Genomic DNA, 20,757 nt, shown 5'->3' with positions numbered 1-20,757 from the left:
CATGTGCGCTGATCTGTCATTGCTTCAAAACAGGCTGCCCTGCGCCTCATCGGTGCGGCTGCGGCCGGCATTTTCGAGATCCAGCATACGCAATTTGGTGGTGGTTCCGCCCGGTGCGGAGAAGCCTCCAAGCCTGCCGCCGGCGGCGAGAACCCGATGGCAGGGAATGATCAACGGCACCGGATTTTTCGCCATGGCCTGACCGACATCGCGGGCCTTTTCCATACCGAGGCCTAGCGTTTTTACGATGCCGCCATAGGTCGTCGTGTCGCCCCAGCCGATCTGCCGCGCAACGGCGTAAACATCGAGGAAAAAACGCTCTTGCCCGGCGAGATCGAGTTCAACGGCGGTAAAATCGATCTCCTCGCCGCCGAAATAACGGGTGATCATCGCAATCACCTCACGCATGCGTGTGTCGGGAACGGCGATGGAGGCGGATGGCAGGCGCTTCTGGAGAAGTTTTTCGGTCTCGCCGGCGTCAGAGCCGGGCAATTGCAAACGCACAATGCCCCGGCCCGCCCATGCAAGGCCGCAATGGCCGAGGGCTGTGGGAAAAACAATATAGCCGTAGTGGTTGCTCATTGCCGTCGCTCATCCGCATTTTTGCATGCACGATGCCATATCCCGCATTCGAAACAACCCGTTTCCTGCTCCTCAACAAACAAGGCCACCCGTTTTTGGCGGGTGGCCTTATGCACATCAGTTCCGAAAATCCGTTCAGGACGCGATTTTGCCCGGCTCTTCCACAAGGCACCGTGCCTGCCGGCTGGCGGCAACGAAGGCCGTGCGGGCAATTTCCCCCGCCACGTCGCCCATCAGCGAGGCGCGGCACAGGCGCAGCGCCTGTTCATACACCTTGTCGCCACGCTCTGGCCATTCGTGCTGGAGAAAATCGAAGGCTTCGTAAACGCCATTGAAAATACGGGGAGCACCGTTTTCAAGGGAGATGGTAACGGGCTTTTCCCACTTAACGTCATTCAGCAACATTGATTGCACTTCCATGCTCTATTAACCCGCGACAAACGCCGGCTCCTCCAGTTGGTTCCCTTTATCAGCGGGTTCAAGGGCGAAAAAATAACCCTCGAAAAACCATGCCCTCCATCTTTCCATTCTAGCCGATTTGCGGAACAAAGCGTTTCAACACTCGTTCAAGCGGAAGTGAACCGGGTCCTTTCATGCCGACAACAGCCTCCCCCGCCATCGTCTGGTTCCGCAAGGACCTGCGCCTTTCGGACAACCTCGCTTTGCTTGCCGCCGTGGAGCATGGCGGCCCCGTCATCCCCGTCTATATCAGGGAAAAATCATGCGGCCCGCTGGGCGGCGCCCAGGAATGGTGGCTTCACCACTCCCTCACGTCCCTTACCGCCGGACTAGAAAAAATCGGCAGCCGACTCGTGCTTCTCAGCGGCGACGCCGGCGAGACATTGCGCCATCTGATATCCGAAACCGGTGCGGAGGCGGTATTCTGGAACCGCCGATACGATCCTGCCGGTATGGCGACGGACAAAGCGCTGAAACAGAGGCTTCGGGATGACGGCCTGACGGTCCGCAGCTTTTCCGGCCATCTGCTGCATGAACCATCGAGGCTACAGACGAAATCCGGCGGTCCCTACCGGGTCTATACGCCCTTCTGGCGGGCGCTGGAGGGCGGCGAGGAGCCACATGCGCCGGCGGATGCGCCGAAGGGTCTGAAGGCTCCGAAGACGTGGCCAAAATCGGAAAAGCCTGGCGATTGGAAACTGTTACCCACCAAGCCCGACTGGGCGAAACACTTCAGCGACATCTGGTCTCCCGGCGAAGGCGGGGCGCGGGAGAAACTCGACGATTTCATCGATGGCGCTTTGAAGGGTTATGAAGAAGGCCGCGACTTTCCGGCAAAGCACGCAACCTCTCTGCTTTCTCCGCATCTGGCGTCCGGCGAAATATCGCCTTCTACCGTCTGGCACGCGACGAAGGGGCTTTCCCGCCATGTCGCCTCCAACGATATCAGCCGTTTTCGCAAGGAAATCGTCTGGCGGGAATTCTGCTATCACCTGCTGTTTCATTTTCCCGAACTCGACGAGAAGAATTGGAACGACAGTTTCGACGCCTTCCGCTGGCGAGACGATGAAAAATCCTTCACGACGTGGACCCGCGGGATGACGGGATATCCGATCGTCGATGCCGGCATGCGGCAATTGTGGAAACACGGCACCATGCATAACCGGGTGCGTATGATCGTGGCGTCCTTCCTCATCAAACATCTGCTGATCGACTGGCGGAAGGGCGAGAAATGGTTCCGCGACACGCTTGTCGATGCAGACCCGGCCTCCAACGCCGCCAACTGGCAATGGGTGGCGGGATCGGGCGCGGACGCCTCGCCATTTTTCCGCATCTTCAACCCCATATTGCAGGGCGAAAAATTCGACTCCGATGGCGATTATGTGCGCCACTTCGTGCCGGAGCTGGAAAAGCTTGAGCGAAAATACATCCACAAGCCGTTCGAAGCGCCGAAAGAGGTGCTGAAGAAAGCGGGCATCGAGCTTGGCAAGACCTATCCGCTGCCGATTGTCGACCATGGAAAAGCACGGGAAAGAGCGCTTGCGGCCTATGCCGACGTCAAGAAGAACGCATAAAATTGGGTATCGGCAAAATTTTGCGTGGCTAAGCCAAAGCCGGGAAGATAATTTCTTGCCTTGAAGCGGTTGTAACGGGACATAACGGCACCTAATTTCCGCTCAGACAAGAAGGCTCAATCATGACCATTCACTCCTCTGCGCTCAGTGCTATCGGCAACACGCCGCTCATTCGTCTGAAAGCCGCCTCTGAAGCGACGGGGTGTGAAATCCTCGGCAAGGCGGAATTCCTCAATCCCGGGCAATCGGTGAAGGATCGCGCCGCACTCTACATTATCCGCGATGCCGAGCGGCGCGGTCAGCTGCGACCGGGCGGCACCATTGTGGAGGGTACTGCGGGCAATACCGGCATCGGTCTGTCGCTGGTCGCCAATGCACTCGGTTACAAGACGGTCATCGTCATTCCCGAGACGCAGAGCCAGGAAAAGAAAGACGCGCTGAAACTTCTCGGCGCCAAGCTGGTCGAGGTTCCGGCCGCCCCCTATTCCAACCCGAACAATTACGTGAAGGTTTCCGGCCGGCTGGCAAAACAGCTTGCCGCGACGGATGAAAACGGCGCGATCTGGGCCAACCAGTTCGACAACATCGCCAACCGTCAGGCCCATATCGAAACGACGGCCCCCGAAATCTGGGACCAGACGGACGGCAAGGTCGATGGCTTCATCTGCTCGGTCGGTTCCGGCGGAACGCTTGCGGGCGTGGCCGATGGCCTGCGCGACTTCAACCCCGACATCAAGATCGGCCTTGCCGATCCCGAGGGCGCCGCGCTTTATGAATTTTACAAGCACGGCGTGCTGAAATCCGAAGGCTCGTCCATCACCGAAGGCATCGGACAGGGGCGCATCACCGCCAATCTGGAAGGTTTTACGCCTGACTTCTCCTATCGCATTTCGGATGCGGAAGCGCTGCCGGTGCTGTTCGATCTGGTGACGAAGGAAGGGCTTTGCCTTGGCGGCTCCTCCGGCATCAACATTGCCGGCGCAATCCGCCTTGCCCGCGAGCTCGGTCCGGGGCATACAATCGTGACGATACTGTGCGACTACGGCAATCGTTATCAGTCGAAGCTTTTCAATCCGGATTTCCTGCGTTCCAAGGGACTTCCGATCCCACAGTGGCTGGCGACGAAAAGCGAGATTGCGGTTCCGTACGAAACCGTTTGAGGACATGCCGAAATGCCTGTGAATGCCCTGTTCCGTGACGATTTTTATCTTTCCACCGCAGAAGCGATCGTCACGGCGGTGCATGAGGATGGCGGCATAGAACTGGACCAGACATGCTTTTACGCCACCTCCGGCGGCCAACCGGGCGATAGCGGCTTTCTCGAGCGGGCCGATGGTTCGCGCATCGAACTCGGTATCACCAAAAACGGCGCCGACAAGAGCGTGATCATCCATGTGCCGCTCGAAGGCCAGCCTTCTCCTGAAGTCGGCGAAAAACTCACCCTGCATGTGGACTGGCCGCGTCGCTACAAGCTGATGCGGATGCACACCGCCTGCCATCTGCTCTCCGTCGTCTGCCAATGGCCGATCACCGGAGCCGCCGTCGGCGAGGATGAATCGCGTGTCGATTTCGACATGTCGGAAACCATCGACAAGGACGAAGTCACGGCAAAGCTTATGGAGCTGGTGAAGGCCAACCATCCCGTCTTCCTGCAATGGATCACCGACGAGGAGCTGCAGGCCAATCCGGGCATCGTCAAATCCAAGAATGTGCGCCCGCCAATGGGCCTTGGCCGGGTCAGCCTCGTCTGCATCGGCGAAAACTCCAGCATCGACAGCCAGCCCTGCGGCGGTACCCATGTTTCCGAAACGCAGGAAGTAGGCGATATTCACATTGCCAAGATAGAAAAGAAGGGCAAGGAGAACAGGCGATTCCGCATTCGTTTCGGCGCGCCTGAAGCTGTTGCCTGAGATTGGGAGAAACATCGTGAGCACGGATAAGAGCCGTTTCGTCGTTTCGGCGGACTGGGTGGAAAAGCAGCTCGGCACGGCCGGGTTTCGTGTCGTTGATGCCTCCTGGTATCTGCCGGCGCACAAGCGCAACGGTGCGGAAGAATATGCGGCGGGTCACCTGCCCGGTGCGGTATTCTTCGATCAGGACAAGATCGCCGATCATACCACCGGCCTGCCGCATTCCCTGCCCTCGCCGGAATTCTTCGCGGAGCAGGCCGGCGCGCTTGGCCTCAGCGACACCGATACGATCGTGGTTTACGATGGCCCCGGCTTCTTTTCCGCGCCGCGCGTGTGGTGGATGCTGCGGGTGATGGGCGTGCGCAAGGCCTATGTGCTGGATGGCGGCCTCGATGGCTGGAAACGCGAAGGCCGGCCGCTCGAAACCGGTACGCCGGAAATCGAACCGGCAACCTTTACGCCTGATTTCAACGAGAAGCGCGTAACCTCGCTTGACGCCATGCGCGGCATTGTCGACAGCGGCGAAAAACAGATTGCCGACGCCCGTGGCGCCGGACGCTTTACCGGCGACGAGGCCGAGCCGCGTGCTGGCATGCGCTCCGGCCACATGCCCGGCGCGCGCAGCCTGCCCGCGACAGCCTTTTCCGAAAACGGCCACTTCAAGGACCTCACCGCCATCCGCAAGATGGTGACCGATGCCGGCATCGATCTTTCGAAGCCCGTCGTCACCAGTTGCGGCTCGGGCGTCACCGCCGCCGTTATTACGCTTGCGCTGGAATCGCTCGGTCACAAGGATAATTCGCTTTACGACGGCTCATGGTCGGAATGGGGCGGATTGCAGGATACGCCGGTGGTTACCGGTCCGGCAGACGCAATCCCCACATTGTCGCACGGACCGCTGAAGGCGCATGTGACGCAGCTGGAAATGACGGCTCCGCCCAAGGTCAGCCTGCCGATCCCGGTCAACATCCAGACGGCGCTGATGCGGGTCAACAATATTCCCCTGCATTTCTACCGCTATCTCTACTGGCGGGTGGGGAAACGCTGGCACTGGCAAAAGCGCATGCGCATGAGCGATGCGGAGCTTTCCGCCATTCTGCGCGATCCGAAAAACAGCGTTACGGTTCTTTATATGAACGGTGCGCCCGCCGGTTTCTTCGAACTGAACAAGGCGAGCGACGAGGTGACCGAGCTTTCCTATTTCGGGCTGCTCGAAGAGGCGATCGGTGCAGGCGTCGGCAAGTGGTTCCTGTTGCAGGCGCTTTACGCCGCCTGGCAGGACAATCCGCAACGGGTGACGGTGACCACCAACACGCTCGACCATCCGCGCGCGCTGCAGCTTTACCAGATGATGGGCTTTTCGCCCGTCGGCACCTATGAGGCCTGGGTGGAGCCGCTTGCCGATACCGAGCTTCTGGAGATATCGCTGCGCAACTGAGTAGCGCCCTTGAGAGCAAGGCTTGCCATTCTCCGATAAGGAGTGAGTGAGGGAAATGTCAGCGCAGGAACCGCTGCGCAATGTTGGTGGAGATACCTTTAACGGCGCAGCATTCACGCCCTGTCGATAATCAGATGGGTAGCGCCCTCGCCCGCAACGGTCCCGGTACAGCGGTAACCGAGCGCGGGCAGGTCCATCCCCTCGAACAAATGTTCACCGTTGCCGAGAAAAACCGGCGCCAGCGCCAGATGCAGCTCATCGATCATGCCCGCCGCCATATATTGCCGGATGGTGGAAACGCCGCCGCCGATGCGGACATCCCTTCCATTTGCCGCCTTCAGCGCCAGGTCGAGCGCCGCCTCGATACCGTCGGTCACGAAATGGAACACGGTGCCGCCCTTCATCTCGAAGGACGGGCGCGCATGGTGCGTCAGGACGAAAACGGGAACGTGATATGGCGGCTCTTCGCCCCACCAGCCCTTCCAGTTTTCATCCGGCCACGCGCCGCGCACCGGCCCGAACATGTTGCGCCCTAAAATCCAGGCGCCGATATTTTCGAAGCTCTTTTCGGAAAATTCCTCGTCCGTCCCGGTCGAGCCGCCGTCCTTACCGAACATGCGATGAAAGGTGCGGGTCTTGAAAGCCCATTGGTGCAGCTCTTCGCCGTTCACACCCAGCGGGTTCTGCAGGCTCTGGTCTGGGCCCGCGCCGTATCCGTCAAGCGAGATGGCGAAATTGCGAACGACAACCTTTGGCACGGCACTCTCCTCCCATATCGGGAAGCCAGATTGCCAGCGTTTCGGCAATCCGGCCTCAGATTTCCCGTTCCAGATTAGCGGCGGCCGTCGGGATTTGCCCGCCGGCAGCGCCCTTGTCTTCCGTGACGGTGTTTAACAGGTGATCGGCAATCAGTTCCGCCTGGAACTTGCCGAGTTCATAGCAATAGGTGATCTCGCGCTTTTCCGCCGACCAGTAGACGTCGGGACGACCGCAGGACTTGGCCGTCAGTTTGACGTCCCCCTTCAAGCCATAGCCGCTAAAACTGCGGCTGATGAGATCGAGAACCTTCGATTCCTTGATCATGATGGCGTAGGGCTCAAGCTCCGGGTCGCGCGGCGGCACGTAGCTGACGGAGAATCTGGAAGGCGTCTGACTGCGGTGGGGGCTCAGAAAATTCTCCCAGGCCGAAGCGACGCCCGGATAGGCGGCGGCGCACTTGTCGAATTCGGCATTGTTGAGCCCCATCATGGCGGCCAGATCGCCATAACCGTCCTTGTCACGGCCGACCATCAGGCAGGCCATGTTGCGATCGCGGCTCCTGTCAGGCACCAGCGCGGAGAAGACCGGGGCTTCGTGCTCAGGCAAGGTCTCCGCCTCACGCGCCAGATACCAGCTGTCCGTGGCATTGACGAGCGCGGTGTCGAGCCATTCCTCGTTGGCCTGGAGGATGAGCGTGCCAGCCAGTTGATCGGCCGGCGCCTGCACACTTGCCGTGTCCGCCGTTCCGAAATCCGAGATCAGCATGCGCGCACCCTCGTGATAAAGCGAGAAGATCGCATTGCCGATAACGAAATTGACCGCCTGCTGAAGCTGTTCGTCGGACAGGCCATCGAGTCCGGAAGCGACCTGCGCCTCGGCCTCAAACGGAGCCGTCAACGAAACGAAAGCCAGCGGAACGGCGGCCAGAAAACGACGGAACATAAAATCAGACCTTCCGGGAACGAGGAGCGTCACTGATTCCCGAAGCTAACGAGTCACGCAATGGGCTGGTTGCATCGCCTGTCAAGAATCGGGTGGATAGTGATCCGTTTCGGGACCATAGCTGCAAAGAAGCAACGCCGAACCCAACCCAGGAGGTCTCCGTCATGACCGATCTCGTTTTCACTGCAATGCCGGCTAAGGAAGCCGAAGCCTACCGGGCGGGAGCCGCCGACGCCTATGGCAATCCGCCGGAGAGAGCCGTTTCTCCCGGCGGCATGCCCTGCCGCCACTGCCTTTCCCAGATCGGGGAAGGCGAAGGGATGCTGATCCTCGCCTACCGGCCCTTTCCCTCGCTGCAGCCCTATGCGGAAACAGGCCCGGTGTTTCTGCATGCCGACGCCTGTGAGCGCTATCCGCAGACGCAGGCCATTCCGCCGATGCTGGACAGCCCCGATTATATCGTGCGCGGTTATGGAGCCGATGGCCGCATCGTCTACGGCACCGGCGCGGTGACGGCCACAGGCGAGATCGTTTCGCGCGCGCGGCACCTTCTGGAGCGCGCGGATGTCGCTTATGTGCATGTGCGCTCCGCCCGCAATAATTGCTATCAGTGCCGTATCGACACAGCATAATCGGCAATTACATGCAATTTTAAGAGAAGAACTAAACGGCTCTCAAGTTTTTCGCGCCATGATGCAGGTATCGGAAACAATTGATTTGAGCAGCAAAATGACAAACAACCTTAACATGGCGACCCGGACCGCGCCCCGCAGCAAGACCAGGATTTTTGCGACCGTGCATTATTTCAGCCAGTCGACCAGAGGGCGTGTGGTCGATCTTTCCGCCACCGGAATGGCGCTCGAGCTGGATGGACCTTTCGCCGCCGCCAAGGGCAGCCGGGTCAAGGTGCAGAGTGAGGATCTCGGCTTCATCGAGGGCGTCGTGCAATGGCAGCACATGAACCGCCTCGGCCTGCAGCTCAAGCTTTCCACCAACACGCTGGCGCAGCTTTCCTCCTATTTCCGCTTCTTCCACGAAGAAGTGAAACCGACGCTGGCCCGCTGATCTAAAGCGCAGCAATGCAAAGAACGTTGGATGCGCATTCTCCGGTGCGGCGACACCTGCGCCGCACGCCCGCGATAAAAAATTTATCAAACGGTTGAAAACCGCCCCATCTGTCACGGGCCTGTCATTTTGGTGATGGACTCCTCTGCGATTGCTTCTACCCTGTCATTTTTCAAGACAGAGCAAGCTTCATCCGAAGGAGTTCCCATGTCGTCGCTTCTCGCTCTCCACCCCATTACCCGGCGTTCGCTTCTGGGCGGCATCGCAGCCTCCTCGGCGCTGGTGATGCTGCACCCTTTTGCTGCGCGTGCGGCGGCCAACCAGGCGCATCTGCGTATCATGGAAACGACCGATATCCATGTTCACGTCTTTCCCTATGATTATTACGCCGACAAGCCGAACGACACGATGGGACTGGCGCGCACCGCCTCGATCATAGACACCATCCGCGCCGAAGCCGGAAACTCGATGCTGGTGGACAATGGCGATTTCCTGCAGGGCAACCCGCTCGGCGACTATATCGCCTATGAGCGCGGCATGAAGGCCGGCGACAAGCACCCCGTGATCAACGCCATGAACGTGCTGGGTTACGATTGCGGTACGCTCGGCAACCACGAATTCAATTATGGTCTCGACTATATGTCGAACACGCTGGCGGGTGCGGGCTTCCCTTACATCTGCGCCAACCTCACCAAGGGCCAGCTTGCTTCCGATCCGAAGAACGACGAGCTGTTTTTCAAGCCCTATGTCATTCTGGAAAAGCAGATCCGCGACGGCGGCGGCGTGACGAGCCCGGTCAAGGTCGGCATCATCGGCTTCGTGCCGCCGCAGATCATGATGTGGGATTCCAAGAACCTCGAGGGCAAGGCGCAGACGCGCGATATCGTCGAGGCGGCGAAAGCCTGGGTTCCGGTCATGAAGGAGGAAGGTGCGGATATCGTCATCGCCCTTTCCCATTCCGGTATCGACGGCAAGGGCCAGACCGAGCGCATGGAAAACGCCTCGCTTTATCTGGCGGGTGTCGAAGGCATCGACGCGATCTTCACCGGCCACCAGCATCTGGTCTTCCCCGGTCCGAAGACCTGGGACGGCATTGAGGGTGCGGATGCCGTCAAGGGCACGCTCATGGGCAAGCCGGCGGTAATGGCCGGTTTCTGGGGCTCGCATATGGGCCTCATCGACCTGCTCCTTGAAAAGGACGGCAAGAGCTGGAAGATCGTCGACTTCACCTCCGAAGCCCGGCCGATCTACCACCGCGACGAAAACCGCAAGGTCGTCGCCGATTTCACGGACAAGGCGGAAGTCCTCGCCGCCGCCAAGACCGATCACGAGGCGGCCCTTGCCTATGTGCGCCGTCCCGTCGGCAAGACCTCCGCGCCGCTCTATTCCTATTTCGCGCTGGTGGCCGACGATCCTTCCGTACAGATCGTCTCCAATGCCCAGACCTGGTACATCAAGGACATGCTGAAGGAAGGGCAATACAAGGATCTGCCCGTGCTTTCGGCGGCAGCCCCCTTCAAGTCCGGCGGTCGCGGCGGTGCGGATTATTATACCGATGTCCCCGCCGGTGACATCGCCATCAAGAACGTCGCCGATCTTTACCTCTACCCCAACACGGTGCAGGCGGTGCTGATCAACGGCGCGCAGGTGAAGAACTGGCTGGAAATGTCGGCCGGCATGTTCAATACGGTCGAGGCCGGCGCAAAGGATGCGCCGCTGCTGAATGCGGATTTCCCGTCCTATAATTTCGATGTCATCGACGGCGTGACCTATCAGATCGACATTTCCAAACCGGCGAAATTCGACAAGGATGGCAAGGCCATCAACCCGGACAGCAACCGCATCGTCAACCTGCAATTTGAAGGCAAACCGATCGATCCCGAGCAGAAATTCGTGGTGGCGACCAATAATTACCGGGCCAGCGGCGGCGGCAAATTCCCCGATATCGCCGGCGACAAGGTGATCTTCGTGGCCCCCGATACCAACCGCGACGTGATCGTGCGCTATATCATCGATCAGGGCACCATCAACCCGTCTGCGGATGCCAACTGGTCCTTCGCGCCGGTGGCCGATACCACGGCGATCTTTGAGACCGGCCCCAAGGGCCGCCACTATGCGGCCGATATCAAGGGCGCAAAGATCGAGGATGCCGGCGACGGCGCGGAAGGTTTCGCGAAGTTCCGTCTGGTTCTTTGAGGCTGCGGCCTTTCGGCTGTTGGCGGCAGGGTGAAGCTCTGCCGTCATCCTTGGGCTTGTCCCAAGGATCTAACCACGTCGAATTAAATCAATCCGTAGCAGATCCTCGGGACAAGCCCGAGGATAACGCCGAGTTTGGTCGAAACTATCGGCACTACCGAGGGCTATCCCCTCAATCGCGTCCACCGAGCGCTCGCAGCAGAAGCGGCAGTTCCAATGGCGGTTTCTGCTCTATGCGCCGATAATCGCTGCCATCGCGGTTGCGGCGGATAAGCCTCAGGCCGACCATGTCGCGCCTCAGCATGGCCGCATCCCCGAACAGGTGCAGACTATCCAGAAAGCTGCTGAATTCGCGCTCGGAAAAGCCCCGCCCGGCGGGAATTTTCGCCCATAGATACCAGAGGCACAGTTCCTGCTGCGCGCGGCGGGCCGGCCATTGCATCAGCCGGCCGGCAGCGTCGAAGACACGAACGGTCTTCAGCACCCTGCCCTCATTGGCTGCCGGCAGCATCTCTGGCCGGGATGGTCCGCTGTCATCGGATGGCTCGCGCGAGGCTCGCAAATGCTGGAAATTTCGGAACCCGGCAGCCCGGCTCAGAAGATTGAGCATCTCTACATGGCTTGGCTTTCGGTCCAGCCTGCCGATCTGTTCGCGGACGGATTTGGCGAAAGTCGAGAGGTCTGCGATATCAATGGAAAGGATCGAACGTGGCATGACTTACCCTCAAGTGCCATTCCGAAAAGGTGTCGCTGATCGCCGGCTTCCGACATGGCACGGGATAAGTGCTGCCAAACTTTAAAAATGCAGGTTTAGCTTCCCTTGCGGGACGGCGATGCCTCGGTGAACTGCTGACCGTGGTTTAGGTATAGGCAGGCGACCCGCCCGCGTCAATTGGCCTTGCTGGCATAGCGCCGAGGTTGCCGCGCGTCTCTTCTCCCCGCCGGGAAAAGGTGGCCCCGCTCGGTCCAGACATAGTTAGACAATGTCACTCAGCGGCGACAGAAATGGTTCTCTGCTTGTGTGCCGCAAGCATCCCGTTGAAATCCTTGTGGTTCGGGCAGGCAGAGAGGCGTTGCTGAAATGCTTCGGCAAGCCATTGGCCGGCGGGGCCGGCGGGTGAATCGACCCGCCGCAGCGCAAAGAGCGGATATTCGCCCTGTTCATAGGCCTCGAGTTCAAGCGCCTTGAGGCTGCCATTGGTGATGTCGTTACGAACGATCGATGCGGGCAGGCCGCCCCAGCCCAGACCGCCCTTGATGAGCTGGTATTTTGTGGCGATGTCGCTGACCCGCCATGTCTTGTAAGAAAGCACATTGAAATCGCGGCCCTTGGTCAGGCCGGATGCATCGGTTACGACAAGCTGAACCTCCTCGCGCACATCGGCAAGGCCCAGCGGCCGCTCGATCTGCGCCAGCGGGTGATCCGACGCGACGACCGGCAACATGAAGGAATGGCCGACCTTTTCGACGACGAGTTCATCATCCTGGCGCAGCATCGCCCCGCCAATGCCAACACCTGCCTTGCGGGAGAGCACCATCTCCATGACCATGCCCAGCTCGCCGACATTGAGGCTGAGGGTGACGGTTGGGAATTGCTGGCGAAAATCCCGCAGCACGGCCACCATGGCCTCCGCCGGCACCATGGTGCTGATGGCGACCGAGAGTTCCGCCTCAAGCCCCTGCTTCAGCCCCTTGGCGCGGGCGCGCATCTCCTGCAGTCCGGCGACGATGCGCCTTGCATCCTCCAGCATGGCGCGGCCTTCATCCGTCAGCTTCGGCTGGCGCACGCCGCTGCGCTCGAACAGCGTCACTTCAAGCTGCGCCTCGAGATTGGCGATGGTGTAGCTGACCACCGACTGGGCGCGATTGAGCGCCCGTGACGCGGCGGAAAAACTGCCGGTCTCGGCAACCGTCAAAAACACCTGCAATTGATCGAGGGTCGGGTTCGCGTCCATGTCCCATCCATTTCATCGATAGATTGCTTCCACATTATCACAGTTTTCTTGATGGCAGTAATTTTTCATATAGAGCGCAAAGGAAGGGCATCGTGCTCTCCCGCCCTCCCAAGGCGCCCGTCAATTCATCGCATATGCAAGGAAAGACCATGTCCAACATTCTTCTCATCACCTCCAGCCCGCGTGGCGACGAATCGGTTTCCAACAAGTTTGCCGGTGAACTCGCAAACAAGCTGAAGGCCAAGTCGGCTTCCAACACCCTTGTCCACCGCGATCTCGCTGCTGACCCGATCCCGCATCTCGACACCGTCAAGACCGCCGCCATCCGCAAGGCGCCCGACCAGCGCACCGCCGAAGAAGCGGTTGCCGCCGATTATTCCGACAAGCTGGTGACCGAGCTTCTCGCCGCCGACACCGTCGTCATCGGCACCGGCCTTATCAATTTCAACATTTATTCCGGCCTGAAGTCGTGGATCGACAATGTCGCCCGCGCCGGCCAGACCTTCAAATACACCGAAACCGGCCCGGTCGGCCTCGCCACTGGCAAGAAGGTCTACATCGTACTGGCCGCTGCCGGCGTTTACTCCGAAGGCCCGGCGGTATCGATGAACCATGCCGTTCCTTACCTGAAGACCGTTCTCGGCTTCATGGGCATGACCGATGTGGAAGTCATCTATGTCGAAGGCCTGGCATTCGGTCCGGAAGCCGTCGAAAAGGCTGTGGCTGCCGCTGAAGCCAAGGTTGCCGAGCTGGCGCAGGCCGCCTGAGGCACATCGAATGTCTGGGCGATGCCGGCCAGGGTTGCCGGTATCAGCCGACCCACATTCCGTAACGGCCGTGGACCTGGTCCCGGCCGTTATTTTTTGCCGCATAGAGCCGCGCATCGGCCTCCGATAGGAGCGCGCGGAAAAGCTGTCCATCCTCGAAAGCGGTGGCGACGCCGATACTGACGGTCAGCGGCGAACCGTCCGGCCGCTGCAGGTCCGCAAGGATCGCTGCCCGAAGATTGTTCGAAAATGCCAGCGCCGTTTCATGCGCCATTGCCGGCAGGAGGACAACGAATTCCTCGCCGCCGAAGCGGTAGAGATGTCCCAGCGGCTGCACGGCGCGCTTCAGGACGGCGGCGAATTCCCGCAAGATCTCATCGCCCTGCAGGTGCCCGAACGTATCGTTGACGGTCTTGAAATGATCGATATCGACGATCAGCACGCTGACCGGCCGCTTTTTCTCCAGGCATTCAACGACGACGGAGGGCGCATCGAGCTCCATGCGGGCGCGGTCCGATACGCCCGTCAACATATCGCGTCCGGAGCGGGACAGAAGCTCCTCGTAACGTTCCCTGAAGGTGAGATCGTTAAAGACATCGGCAACGCTGCGGCGTGTCAGAAAGCGGCCCTTGGCCGATGTCAGCCAGAGATAGGTGGCAAACAGCAGCGAATAGATGCCGACTGCCGCCATCTTCGCCTTCCAGCCGTCGTAAAAGACATCGAGAGGGGCGTTGAACAACAATCGCAGCGCCCCATAAAAACCCGCCTGATCGAAGCTCAGGATAACGACACCGCAGATCGCAAAGCGCAGTACGATATGGCGCTGCAGATAACGCCCCAGTTTTTCGTAAAACAGGATGATGGCGATCGCGTCTATATAAAGCAGGCTGGTTCCCCAGACCATCAACACGCCCATGTCATCCAGAAATGCGGTGCTGACCGACTGCCCGGGAACGATCGCCACCGTCTGATGGAAACGGATGATCTGCGCCATGATGACGGTCACTATATTGCCGAGAAACAGGCCGTAGATCGGCTGTCGAACGACCGCCGCGTCCTCCCGCATATAGAGCATGAGGATCATCATCAGCTTGCCGGCAAAAAGAATCGAGGAGCCGGGCGACGCCACGCCGAAAGGCAGCTGCACGTAAAAGACGGCCGCCAGGTAGGTTTCCAGAAAATGCATGACTCCCAGCGCGGTGAGAAAAACACCGATGCCGAGAATATGCCGGTAATGAAGGAAGGCCGTCATTACCGAGAAATAGACGACGGCTTCCGTCAGAAAGAGGGCGAGATTTGCCCATTGCATCGGCGCATGCCTTACCTATACGCGCCGCGCGGCGTCAGTGGCGCGCGGCTTCACATTTTGAGGAGGATAGGCCGAAGCAAACAACGGAATCTTAATATCCGAGGCAAGAAAGCGTCATCATTTTCCTGGGAAAAGCGAAGCGCCGTTCTGGTCGATGATGAGCTTTGCCTTGCGGATCGTGAACTCAACCGCATCGTCCATGCTGGTGAAGACGTCGGCGCGCACGAATTCATGCACCAGCACTTCATCGCCAGCCTTTTTTTCGATGCGGCCCGCCAGGCGGAACTGGCCGCCTTCCTTGATCGGCGTCGCATAGATCAGATAGTCGCCATGCGCATGCGGCTCCGCCTGGGCGACCTTCTGCGGCGCGTCGGAGGACGGCTGGCCGGAGCCGAAGGCCGAGAGGATTTTGGAAAAAAACGATGCCATGGCTTTCACTCCCTCAATCTGTGTCAGTTTTGAAGGGCGGAGGCGATCCGCCCTTCCCTGCCTCTTCCGATCAGATGATCAAGTTCGACAGGATGTCGTTTTCGGTGATGTCCTCATAACCGAGACCGGCGGCTTCGAAACGTTCCAGCAGGCCGGCGAAATTCTCCTTAGCGCTGGTTTCGATACCGATCAGGATCGAACCGAAATTGCGGGCCGATTTTTTCAGATATTCGAAACGGGCGATATCGTCGTCCGGGCCGAGCAGGTTGAGGAAATCGCGCAGCGCGCCGGGGCGCTGCGGCAGGCGCAGAATGAAGTATTTCTTCACGCCCGTATAACGCATGGCGCGTTCCTTCACATCCGGCAGGCGCTCGAAATCGAAGTTGCCACCGGAAACCACGGCGATGACCGTCTTGCCTTCCAGCCTCTCGCGGCCGAGCTTTTCCAGCGCGGTAATTGCCAGCGCGCCGGCCGGCTCCAGCACCACGCCTTCGAGATTCAGCATCTCGATGATCGTCACGCAGATGGCGTTTTCCGGGATGAGCATGACCTGCTCGGCCGGAAAATCCTTCAGGGCCTTGAAGTTCAGGTCGCCGATGCGGGCGACGGCAGCGCCGTCGACGAAATTATCGACCTTGTTCAGCGTCACCGGTTCGCCGCGTTCAAGGCTTTTCTTCAGGCTCGGCGCCCCTTCCGGCTCGCAGAACACGAAGTTCTCCTTGCGGACCGTGCCGGCCAGAAAGCCCGATAGACCGGCAGAAAGACCGCCGCCGCCAACGGGCATGACGACGATATCCGGCTTCGTGCCTTCCGGAAGCTGATCCATGATTTCGGCGGCGACCGTCGCCTGGCCTTCGATGATGTCCTCATGGTCGAAGGGCGGCACCATGTAGCCGTCATTGTCCTCAACATATTTGCGGGCGGCGGCATAACACTGGTCGAATATATCGCCCACCAGACGGATGCTGATGAATTCGCCGCCGAAGATGCGGGTCTTTTCGATCTTCTGCTGCGGTGTCGTCACCGGCATGAAAACAACGCCTTGAACACCGAAATGACGGCAGGCGAAAGCAAAGCCCTGCGCATGGTTTCCGGCCGAAGCGCAGACGAAAACCTTGCCTTTGCCGGCCTTGGCCACCGCCTTGCGCAGGAAGTTGAATGCGCCTCTAATCTTGTAGGAACGAACCGGGGACAGATCCTCACGCTTCAGCCAAATCGACGCGCCATATCGACGGCTGAGATGTTCATTCAACTGCAACGGCGTTTCCGGGAATATTTCCCGCACTTCTCGCCGCGCTGCTTCCACAAGCTGCTTGTCCACGATAGTCAATCCATTGAAATTCATAATGGCACCCGCTATGCCATAGGAAGACGTCCGAGACAAAGACTCATTTCAGCGCGGCAACAAACTCCGGGTTTCATTTCTTGAACAGCAACCTTCTGCGCTCGGTCATATATGTGGCGTCCATCTTCGGGCTTTACATGGCGACGGCCATGTTCCTGCCGGCGCTCACCGATCTTTATTACGGCAATGACGACTGGATGGTGTTTGCGCTGTCGGGTTTCATGTGCGGGGGCTTTGCGCTTGCCTGTGCGCTGGCGACGCGCGGTCCGATTGCGGCCTTCAACAAACGTTTCGGCTTTCTGCTCGTCAACTTGCTCTGGCTGGTGTTTTCCATTGTCGGCGCGGTTCCGCTTTACCTGTCCGAACTCAACCTGACGCTCGGCCAGGCGCTGTTCGAATCCGTTTCCGCGATTACGACGACGGGGTCTACAGCCATTGCCGGTCTCGACAACGCGCCGCAGGGCATCCTTCTGTGGCGTTCGCTGCTATGCTGGCTTGGCGGTATCGGTATCGTGGCGCTGGGCCTCTTCATCCTGCCGCTGCTGCGTGTCGGCGGCATGACCTTCTTCCGCATGGAATCTTCCGACACCGGCAACGACCGGCCTTTTGCGCGGCTCGCGAGCTTCACCCGGGCTTTTGTGGCCATTTACATCATCATGACGCTTGCCTGTACCATCGCTTACGATTTTGCCGGCATGTCGCATTTCGATGCGCTGAACCATGCCATGTCGACGGTCGCGACCGGCGGTTTTTCCACCCATGACGCGTCTTTTGCCTATTTCAACAATACGGCGCTGCTGTGGATCGCCACCATCTTTCTGATCTTCGGCAGCCTGCCCTTCTCCGTCATGATCCTGCTTGCGGTGCGCCGCCGGCTGGAGACTCTGCGCGACCCGCAGATCGCCGTTTTCCTCGGTTATCTCTGTGCAATCTCGATTGCGGTTGGCGTCTACCATCATTTCAGGAACGGTGTGCCGCTGGATGACGCGCTCAGCCATTCCTTCTTCAATATGACCTCGATCCTTTCGACCGGCGGCTTTGCCAGCGACGACTATACGCTCTGGGGGCCTTTCGTCGTCGTCGTCGCCTTTTTCGCCACCTTCATGGGTGGCTGTTCCGGCTCGACGGCGGGCGGTATCAAGGCCTATCGTTTTCTCATCATGTTCAACGTGGTGCGCGCCGGGCTGAAGAAGCTGATCTATCCGAACGCGGTCTATTCGGTGCGTTACGGCCACCAGGTGGTCGATCCCGATACGATCCGGACGATCTTCCTGTTCGTCAGCTGCTTCATCGCGCTGTGGATCGCCGGCAGCCTTGCCATGAGCCTTATGGGTTACGATTTCCTGACTGCCACCTCGGCCGTTGCGACCTCGCTCGCCAATGTCGGACCCGGCATCGGCCCGATCATCGGCCCGGCAGGCAATTTCTCCACAATCAGCGATCCCGCGCTTTATCTCCTCTCGGTCCTGATGCTGCTCGGACGTCTGGAAATCCTGACGGTTCTGGTGCTGCTGATGCCGATCTTCTGGCGCAGCTGATGTCGTGGCATACTTGTTGAGCGCCGGCGAATAAAGCGCTTGACCTTCCCACGTTGGAATAGTCCAGGCTCCTCCTGTTAGAATTCCAAACCATGGAGAACCGCCTATGTGCACCGCTCACCAGCATCATGCCGAAACCACCACGGCACCGGTTGATGCAGACCTTTCTTTTCACGTTGAAGACATGACCTGCGGTCACTGCGCCGGAGTGATCAAGGGCGCGATCGAAAAGACCGTTCCCGGCGCTGCCGTGCATGCCGATCCGGCAAGCCGCACGGTTGTGGTTGGCGGCGTCTCCGATGCAGCACGTATTGCCGAAATCATCACCGCTGCAGGCTATACGCCCGAAGCACGCGCCTGATCCGAAGAGATACCGGCGGCGCTTCATCGCTGCGGCCGCCGGATCGCCCCATCTGCCCCGCTTCACGCTGCATTATGTGACGGGTTTTGGACGGCATCCGTCCCTCTTTCCTCCCCGATGGCGAACGCCCTATCCCTTTCAATCAGGGATGACGGAGGAGATTTTTCCAATTTAATGAAGCGAATCATCCACATGCCGTCACACCGGCCTTGTGAACCTGTCTGTTCCCCTCCTCCGTCATTTCGACCTTGAGCCGGAACCAGCCGACGTGCGTATGTACGGCGGGAAGATTCCTTTCAGCCCAAGGACTTGGGCTGGCTGGATTCCGGCTCAGGGCCGGAATGACGGAGGAGAGGTTCAAGGGCCTTATCGCAAGAAAGACCCGGCTCTTGCGAGCCGGGTCCCTCTCAATCAGCACCATCGCACCAACTTACTTCGTCGCCAGATCCTTGGTCATGACAAAATAGTTCAGCGGATGCGGCTTGTAGTTTTCGAGCTTTGCCGAATAGGCATCGAACACGGTCTCATGGATGAGGAAGACGGAGACGGCTTCGTCATAAATCTTCTTCGCCGCTTCGCCGTAAATGGCGTAACGCTTGGTGGGTTCGCCCGCCGAATAGGCGGATTTGATCAGCTTGTCCGTCTCCGCATTGCAATAGTGCGAGATATTGTAGCTGCCGCCGCAGGTATAGTCGGCATTCAGGAAACCGGCCGGTTCGGCGACATCGGTGGCGTAACCGCGAGACAGCAGCGCCATGTCGAAGTTGCCGGCCAGCATGTCGGGCTCAATGGCGCTGTAATCGGCAACGCGAACATCGACCTTGATGCCGATTTCCTGCAACTGCGCCTGGATGATCGCCGCGACGTCCTTGAGTTCGGTCTTTGCGGTATAGGCAAGGAGCGTCACCTTCAGGCTGCCGGGTGCAACGCCGGCCTCTTTCAGAAGGTCCTTGGCTTTTTCCACGTCATAAGCGGGTTTGGTTTCCTTTGCAGCCCACGGTTCGCCGGCCGCAAAAGGCATGGTCGCGCCCTTGACCACGCCTTCATAGATACTCTCGGCGATACCACCCGTATCGATGGCGGCCTGGATCGCCTGGCGCACCTTGATATTGTTGAAAGGCGGCTTTGAATTGTTCAGCAGCAACTCGGTGATACGCGGCGACGGGATTGGCGCAACCTTGACGCCATCGGTGGATTCGATAGTCTTGACCGTCCATGGCGGCACGAGCCGCGAAACCTGCGCTTCCCCGGTTCGGACCTGGGTGGCGCGTGTGTCGGCATCGGGCACGAAATTGACACGGCCGCCGGAAAGTTTCGGCATGCCGTCCCAATAGTCGTGATTGGCCGTCAGAACCATATGCTGGCTGGGATCGACCTCGGTGATCTTGAAAGGTCCGGTGCAGGTTCCGATCGGATCGACCTTGCCGTCCTTATAGGCGGATGGAGCGAGGATGGAGGTGGCGGGGCTTGCCATTTGCGCCGGCAGCAGCACGGAGGGTTCGATCGTCGTAATCTTCACCACATCATCGCCGCCAGCTTCGACGGCGGCAATCAGCTTCGGAGAGAAGGCACGGGCGGGCACGGGTGCTTTCAGGAGATTGCTGAGTGCATTGACCGCGGCCTTGGCATCGAGCGGTTCGCCGTTCTGGAACTTGACGCCCTTGCGCAGCTTGAATTCCCACACCTTGGGATCAGACTGCTTCCAGGACTCGGCAAGGCTTGGCTCCAGCTTCATGTCATAACCGACACGCACCAAGCTTTCGAAACAACCCGCACGCGAGCCGAGATAGGCGTCGTCGGAAGCCATCTGCCAGCCGGTCTTCACACCGAAATTATCGTCGTAGGTAATCGTGGCGGCCTCTGCCGCATGCGTTCCAAACGAAACCACAATGGCGCATGACGCCAAAAGTGCGTGCTTCATCATAGAAGATTCCCCTTTTATTTTTGATGACAACGCTCACAATTCGTATATTTTCACGAAATTTCACTCAATCACTACAAAGTCAATAAGAATACCCTATGGATATCTCTCGATTATCCATTCGAATATTATCTATTTTACGTTTTGTACTCGGAATTTTATTCCGATATTAATCCGTAAACACACAATTCATCTGTTTTTACGGCA

Annotated in this window: 20 protein-coding genes; 10 read left to right on the top strand and 10 right to left on the bottom strand. The window is 59.0% G+C overall.

Going from position 1 to position 20,757, the window contains the following annotated elements; all coding sequences use genetic code 11:
* Positions 1–24: 24 nt before the first annotated feature.
* Both PIB16_RS04270 and PIB16_RS04265 read right to left on the bottom strand, forming a co-directional pair.
* A complete protein-coding gene (locus PIB16_RS04270; protein ID WP_125145989.1) occupies positions 25–582 on the bottom strand; it encodes a methylated-DNA--[protein]-cysteine S-methyltransferase in 558 nt (185 codons plus the stop codon).
* 135 nt (positions 583–717) lie between these two features.
* On the bottom strand, positions 718–987 hold the full coding sequence (locus PIB16_RS04265; protein ID WP_271045056.1) for a DUF982 domain-containing protein: 270 nt from the start codon (positions 985–987) through the stop codon (positions 718–720).
* Between the two features lie 188 nt (positions 988–1,175).
* Between PIB16_RS04265 and PIB16_RS04260 the strand changes: the two genes are divergently transcribed.
* The 4 genes from PIB16_RS04260 to sseA all read left to right on the top strand — a co-directional run bounded on the left by PIB16_RS04260 (position 1,176) and on the right by sseA (position 5,963).
* Complete coding sequence (locus PIB16_RS04260; protein ID WP_271045055.1) at positions 1,176–2,615, top strand: cryptochrome/photolyase family protein; 1,440 nt, start codon at positions 1,176–1,178, stop codon at positions 2,613–2,615.
* Positions 2,616–2,737: 122 nt separating this feature from the next.
* Complete coding sequence (locus tag PIB16_RS04255; RefSeq protein ID WP_003521575.1) at positions 2,738–3,775, top strand: cysteine synthase A; 1,038 nt, start codon at positions 2,738–2,740, stop codon at positions 3,773–3,775.
* A 12-nt stretch (positions 3,776–3,787) separates the two neighbouring features.
* Entirely contained in the window at positions 3,788–4,525 is a 738-nt protein-coding gene (locus PIB16_RS04250) for an alanyl-tRNA editing protein (RefSeq protein WP_065654018.1), read from the top strand.
* Between the two features lie 16 nt (positions 4,526–4,541).
* On the top strand, positions 4,542–5,963 hold the full coding sequence (gene sseA / locus PIB16_RS04245) for a 3-mercaptopyruvate sulfurtransferase (RefSeq protein ID WP_078054044.1): 1,422 nt from the start codon (positions 4,542–4,544) through the stop codon (positions 5,961–5,963).
* 113 nt (positions 5,964–6,076) lie between these two features.
* On the opposite strand, the gene PIB16_RS04240 is transcribed toward sseA, so the two are convergent.
* Positions 6,077–6,721 (bottom strand): dihydrofolate reductase family protein, encoded by a 645-nt coding sequence (locus tag PIB16_RS04240; RefSeq protein ID WP_174013782.1) that lies wholly within the window; start codon positions 6,719–6,721, stop codon positions 6,077–6,079.
* A gap of 55 nt (positions 6,722–6,776) precedes the next feature.
* Positions 6,777–7,664: a DUF4344 domain-containing metallopeptidase gene (locus tag PIB16_RS04235; RefSeq protein ID WP_121490405.1), complete on the bottom strand. Its 888-nt coding sequence runs from the start codon at positions 7,662–7,664 to the stop codon at positions 6,777–6,779.
* Between the two features lie 164 nt (positions 7,665–7,828).
* On the opposite strand from PIB16_RS04235, the gene PIB16_RS04230 reads away from it, so the two are divergent.
* The 3 genes from PIB16_RS04230 (at position 7,829) to PIB16_RS04220 (ending at position 10,925) form a co-directional block, all read left to right on the top strand.
* Positions 7,829–8,296, top strand: a complete 468-nt coding sequence (locus tag PIB16_RS04230) for a DUF1203 domain-containing protein (RefSeq protein ID WP_271045054.1) — start codon at positions 7,829–7,831, stop codon at positions 8,294–8,296.
* Positions 8,297–8,393: 97 nt separating this feature from the next.
* On the top strand, positions 8,394–8,729 hold the full coding sequence (locus PIB16_RS04225) for a PilZ domain-containing protein (RefSeq protein WP_003502271.1): 336 nt from the start codon (positions 8,394–8,396) through the stop codon (positions 8,727–8,729).
* A gap of 207 nt (positions 8,730–8,936) precedes the next feature.
* Entirely contained in the window at positions 8,937–10,925 is a 1,989-nt protein-coding gene (locus tag PIB16_RS04220) for a bifunctional 2',3'-cyclic-nucleotide 2'-phosphodiesterase/3'-nucleotidase (RefSeq protein ID WP_271045053.1), read from the top strand.
* Between the two features lie 172 nt (positions 10,926–11,097).
* Here the strand turns inward: PIB16_RS04220 and PIB16_RS04215 are convergent, their stop codons facing one another.
* On the bottom strand, positions 11,098–11,640 hold the full coding sequence (locus PIB16_RS04215) for a DUF2087 domain-containing protein (protein WP_271045052.1): 543 nt from the start codon (positions 11,638–11,640) through the stop codon (positions 11,098–11,100).
* Positions 11,641–11,911: 271 nt separating this feature from the next.
* Positions 11,912–12,880: a LysR family transcriptional regulator gene (locus PIB16_RS04210; protein WP_078054048.1), complete on the bottom strand. Its 969-nt coding sequence runs from the start codon at positions 12,878–12,880 to the stop codon at positions 11,912–11,914.
* Between the two features lie 149 nt (positions 12,881–13,029).
* Here PIB16_RS04210 and PIB16_RS04205 point away from each other — a divergent pair, with 149 nt between their 5' ends.
* Positions 13,030–13,647 carry an FMN-dependent NADH-azoreductase gene (locus tag PIB16_RS04205; RefSeq protein ID WP_003521585.1) on the top strand — a complete coding sequence of 206 codons (618 nt, stop codon included), beginning with the start codon at positions 13,030–13,032 and terminating at the stop codon, positions 13,645–13,647.
* A 43-nt stretch (positions 13,648–13,690) separates the two neighbouring features.
* On the opposite strand, the gene PIB16_RS04200 is transcribed toward PIB16_RS04205, so the two are convergent.
* The 3 genes from PIB16_RS04200 to ilvA form a co-directional block, all read right to left on the bottom strand.
* Entirely contained in the window at positions 13,691–14,956 is a 1,266-nt protein-coding gene (locus PIB16_RS04200) for a GGDEF domain-containing protein (RefSeq protein WP_220318390.1), read from the bottom strand.
* Positions 14,957–15,073: 117 nt separating this feature from the next.
* A complete protein-coding gene (locus tag PIB16_RS04195; protein ID WP_065654027.1) occupies positions 15,074–15,385 on the bottom strand; it encodes an HlyU family transcriptional regulator in 312 nt (103 codons plus the stop codon).
* 70 nt (positions 15,386–15,455) lie between these two features.
* The gene (gene ilvA, locus PIB16_RS04190; protein ID WP_065654028.1) at positions 15,456–16,730 is read right to left on the bottom strand and encodes a threonine ammonia-lyase; all 1,275 of its coding nucleotides are present in this window, start codon (positions 16,728–16,730) and stop codon (positions 15,456–15,458) included.
* Positions 16,731–16,810: 80 nt separating this feature from the next.
* Between ilvA and PIB16_RS04185 the strand changes: the two genes are divergently transcribed.
* Together PIB16_RS04185 and PIB16_RS04180 are read left to right on the top strand one after the other, a co-directional pair.
* On the top strand, positions 16,811–18,268 hold the full coding sequence (locus PIB16_RS04185; RefSeq protein WP_271045051.1) for a TrkH family potassium uptake protein: 1,458 nt from the start codon (positions 16,811–16,813) through the stop codon (positions 18,266–18,268).
* 106 nt (positions 18,269–18,374) lie between these two features.
* Complete coding sequence (locus PIB16_RS04180; protein WP_003521591.1) at positions 18,375–18,629, top strand: heavy-metal-associated domain-containing protein; 255 nt, start codon at positions 18,375–18,377, stop codon at positions 18,627–18,629.
* A gap of 430 nt (positions 18,630–19,059) precedes the next feature.
* Here PIB16_RS04180 and PIB16_RS04175 read toward each other — a convergent pair whose 3' ends face one another.
* Positions 19,060–20,553, bottom strand: coding sequence for an ABC transporter substrate-binding protein (locus PIB16_RS04175; RefSeq protein ID WP_271045050.1), 1,494 nt, complete (start codon positions 20,551–20,553; stop codon positions 19,060–19,062).
* Positions 20,554–20,757: the final 204 nt, after the last annotated feature.

The organism is Agrobacterium sp. ST15.13.015, from assembly GCF_027871645.1.
GTDB classification, from domain to species: Bacteria; Pseudomonadota; Alphaproteobacteria; order Rhizobiales; family Rhizobiaceae; genus Agrobacterium; species Agrobacterium leguminum.
The sequence above is the reverse complement of the archived record's forward strand: the minus strand, read 5'-3'. Positions and strand labels throughout refer to the sequence as shown.

Bases quoted from the DNA above. Each gene is read 5' to 3' on its own strand.
- PIB16_RS04270 (WP_125145989.1), bottom strand. From the start codon at position 582: ATGAGCAACCACTACGGCTATATTGTTTTTCCCACAGCCCTCGGCCAT.
- PIB16_RS04265 (WP_271045056.1), bottom strand. From the start codon at position 987: ATGTTGCTGAATGACGTTAAGTGGGAAAAGCCCGTTACCATCTCCCTT.
- PIB16_RS04260 (WP_271045055.1), top strand. From the start codon at position 1,176: ATGCCGACAACAGCCTCCCCCGCCATCGTCTGGTTCCGCAAGGACCTG.
- PIB16_RS04255 (WP_003521575.1), top strand. From the start codon at position 2,738: ATGACCATTCACTCCTCTGCGCTCAGTGCTATCGGCAACACGCCGCTC.
- PIB16_RS04250 (WP_065654018.1), top strand. From the start codon at position 3,788: ATGCCTGTGAATGCCCTGTTCCGTGACGATTTTTATCTTTCCACCGCA.
- PIB16_RS04235 (WP_121490405.1), bottom strand. From the start codon at position 7,664: ATGTTCCGTCGTTTTCTGGCCGCCGTTCCGCTGGCTTTCGTTTCGTTG.
- PIB16_RS04230 (WP_271045054.1), top strand. From the start codon at position 7,829: ATGACCGATCTCGTTTTCACTGCAATGCCGGCTAAGGAAGCCGAAGCC.
- PIB16_RS04225 (WP_003502271.1), top strand. From the start codon at position 8,394: ATGACAAACAACCTTAACATGGCGACCCGGACCGCGCCCCGCAGCAAG.
- PIB16_RS04220 (WP_271045053.1), top strand. From the start codon at position 8,937: ATGTCGTCGCTTCTCGCTCTCCACCCCATTACCCGGCGTTCGCTTCTG.
- PIB16_RS04215 (WP_271045052.1), bottom strand. From the start codon at position 11,640: ATGCCACGTTCGATCCTTTCCATTGATATCGCAGACCTCTCGACTTTC.
- PIB16_RS04210 (WP_078054048.1), bottom strand. From the start codon at position 12,880: ATGGACGCGAACCCGACCCTCGATCAATTGCAGGTGTTTTTGACGGTT.
- PIB16_RS04205 (WP_003521585.1), top strand. From the start codon at position 13,030: ATGTCCAACATTCTTCTCATCACCTCCAGCCCGCGTGGCGACGAATCG.
- PIB16_RS04200 (WP_220318390.1), bottom strand. From the start codon at position 14,956: ATGCAATGGGCAAATCTCGCCCTCTTTCTGACGGAAGCCGTCGTCTAT.
- PIB16_RS04195 (WP_065654027.1), bottom strand. From the start codon at position 15,385: ATGGCATCGTTTTTTTCCAAAATCCTCTCGGCCTTCGGCTCCGGCCAG.
- ilvA (WP_065654028.1), bottom strand. From the start codon at position 16,730: ATGAATTTCAATGGATTGACTATCGTGGACAAGCAGCTTGTGGAAGCA.
- PIB16_RS04180 (WP_003521591.1), top strand. From the start codon at position 18,375: ATGTGCACCGCTCACCAGCATCATGCCGAAACCACCACGGCACCGGTT.
- PIB16_RS04175 (WP_271045050.1), bottom strand. From the start codon at position 20,553: ATGATGAAGCACGCACTTTTGGCGTCATGCGCCATTGTGGTTTCGTTT.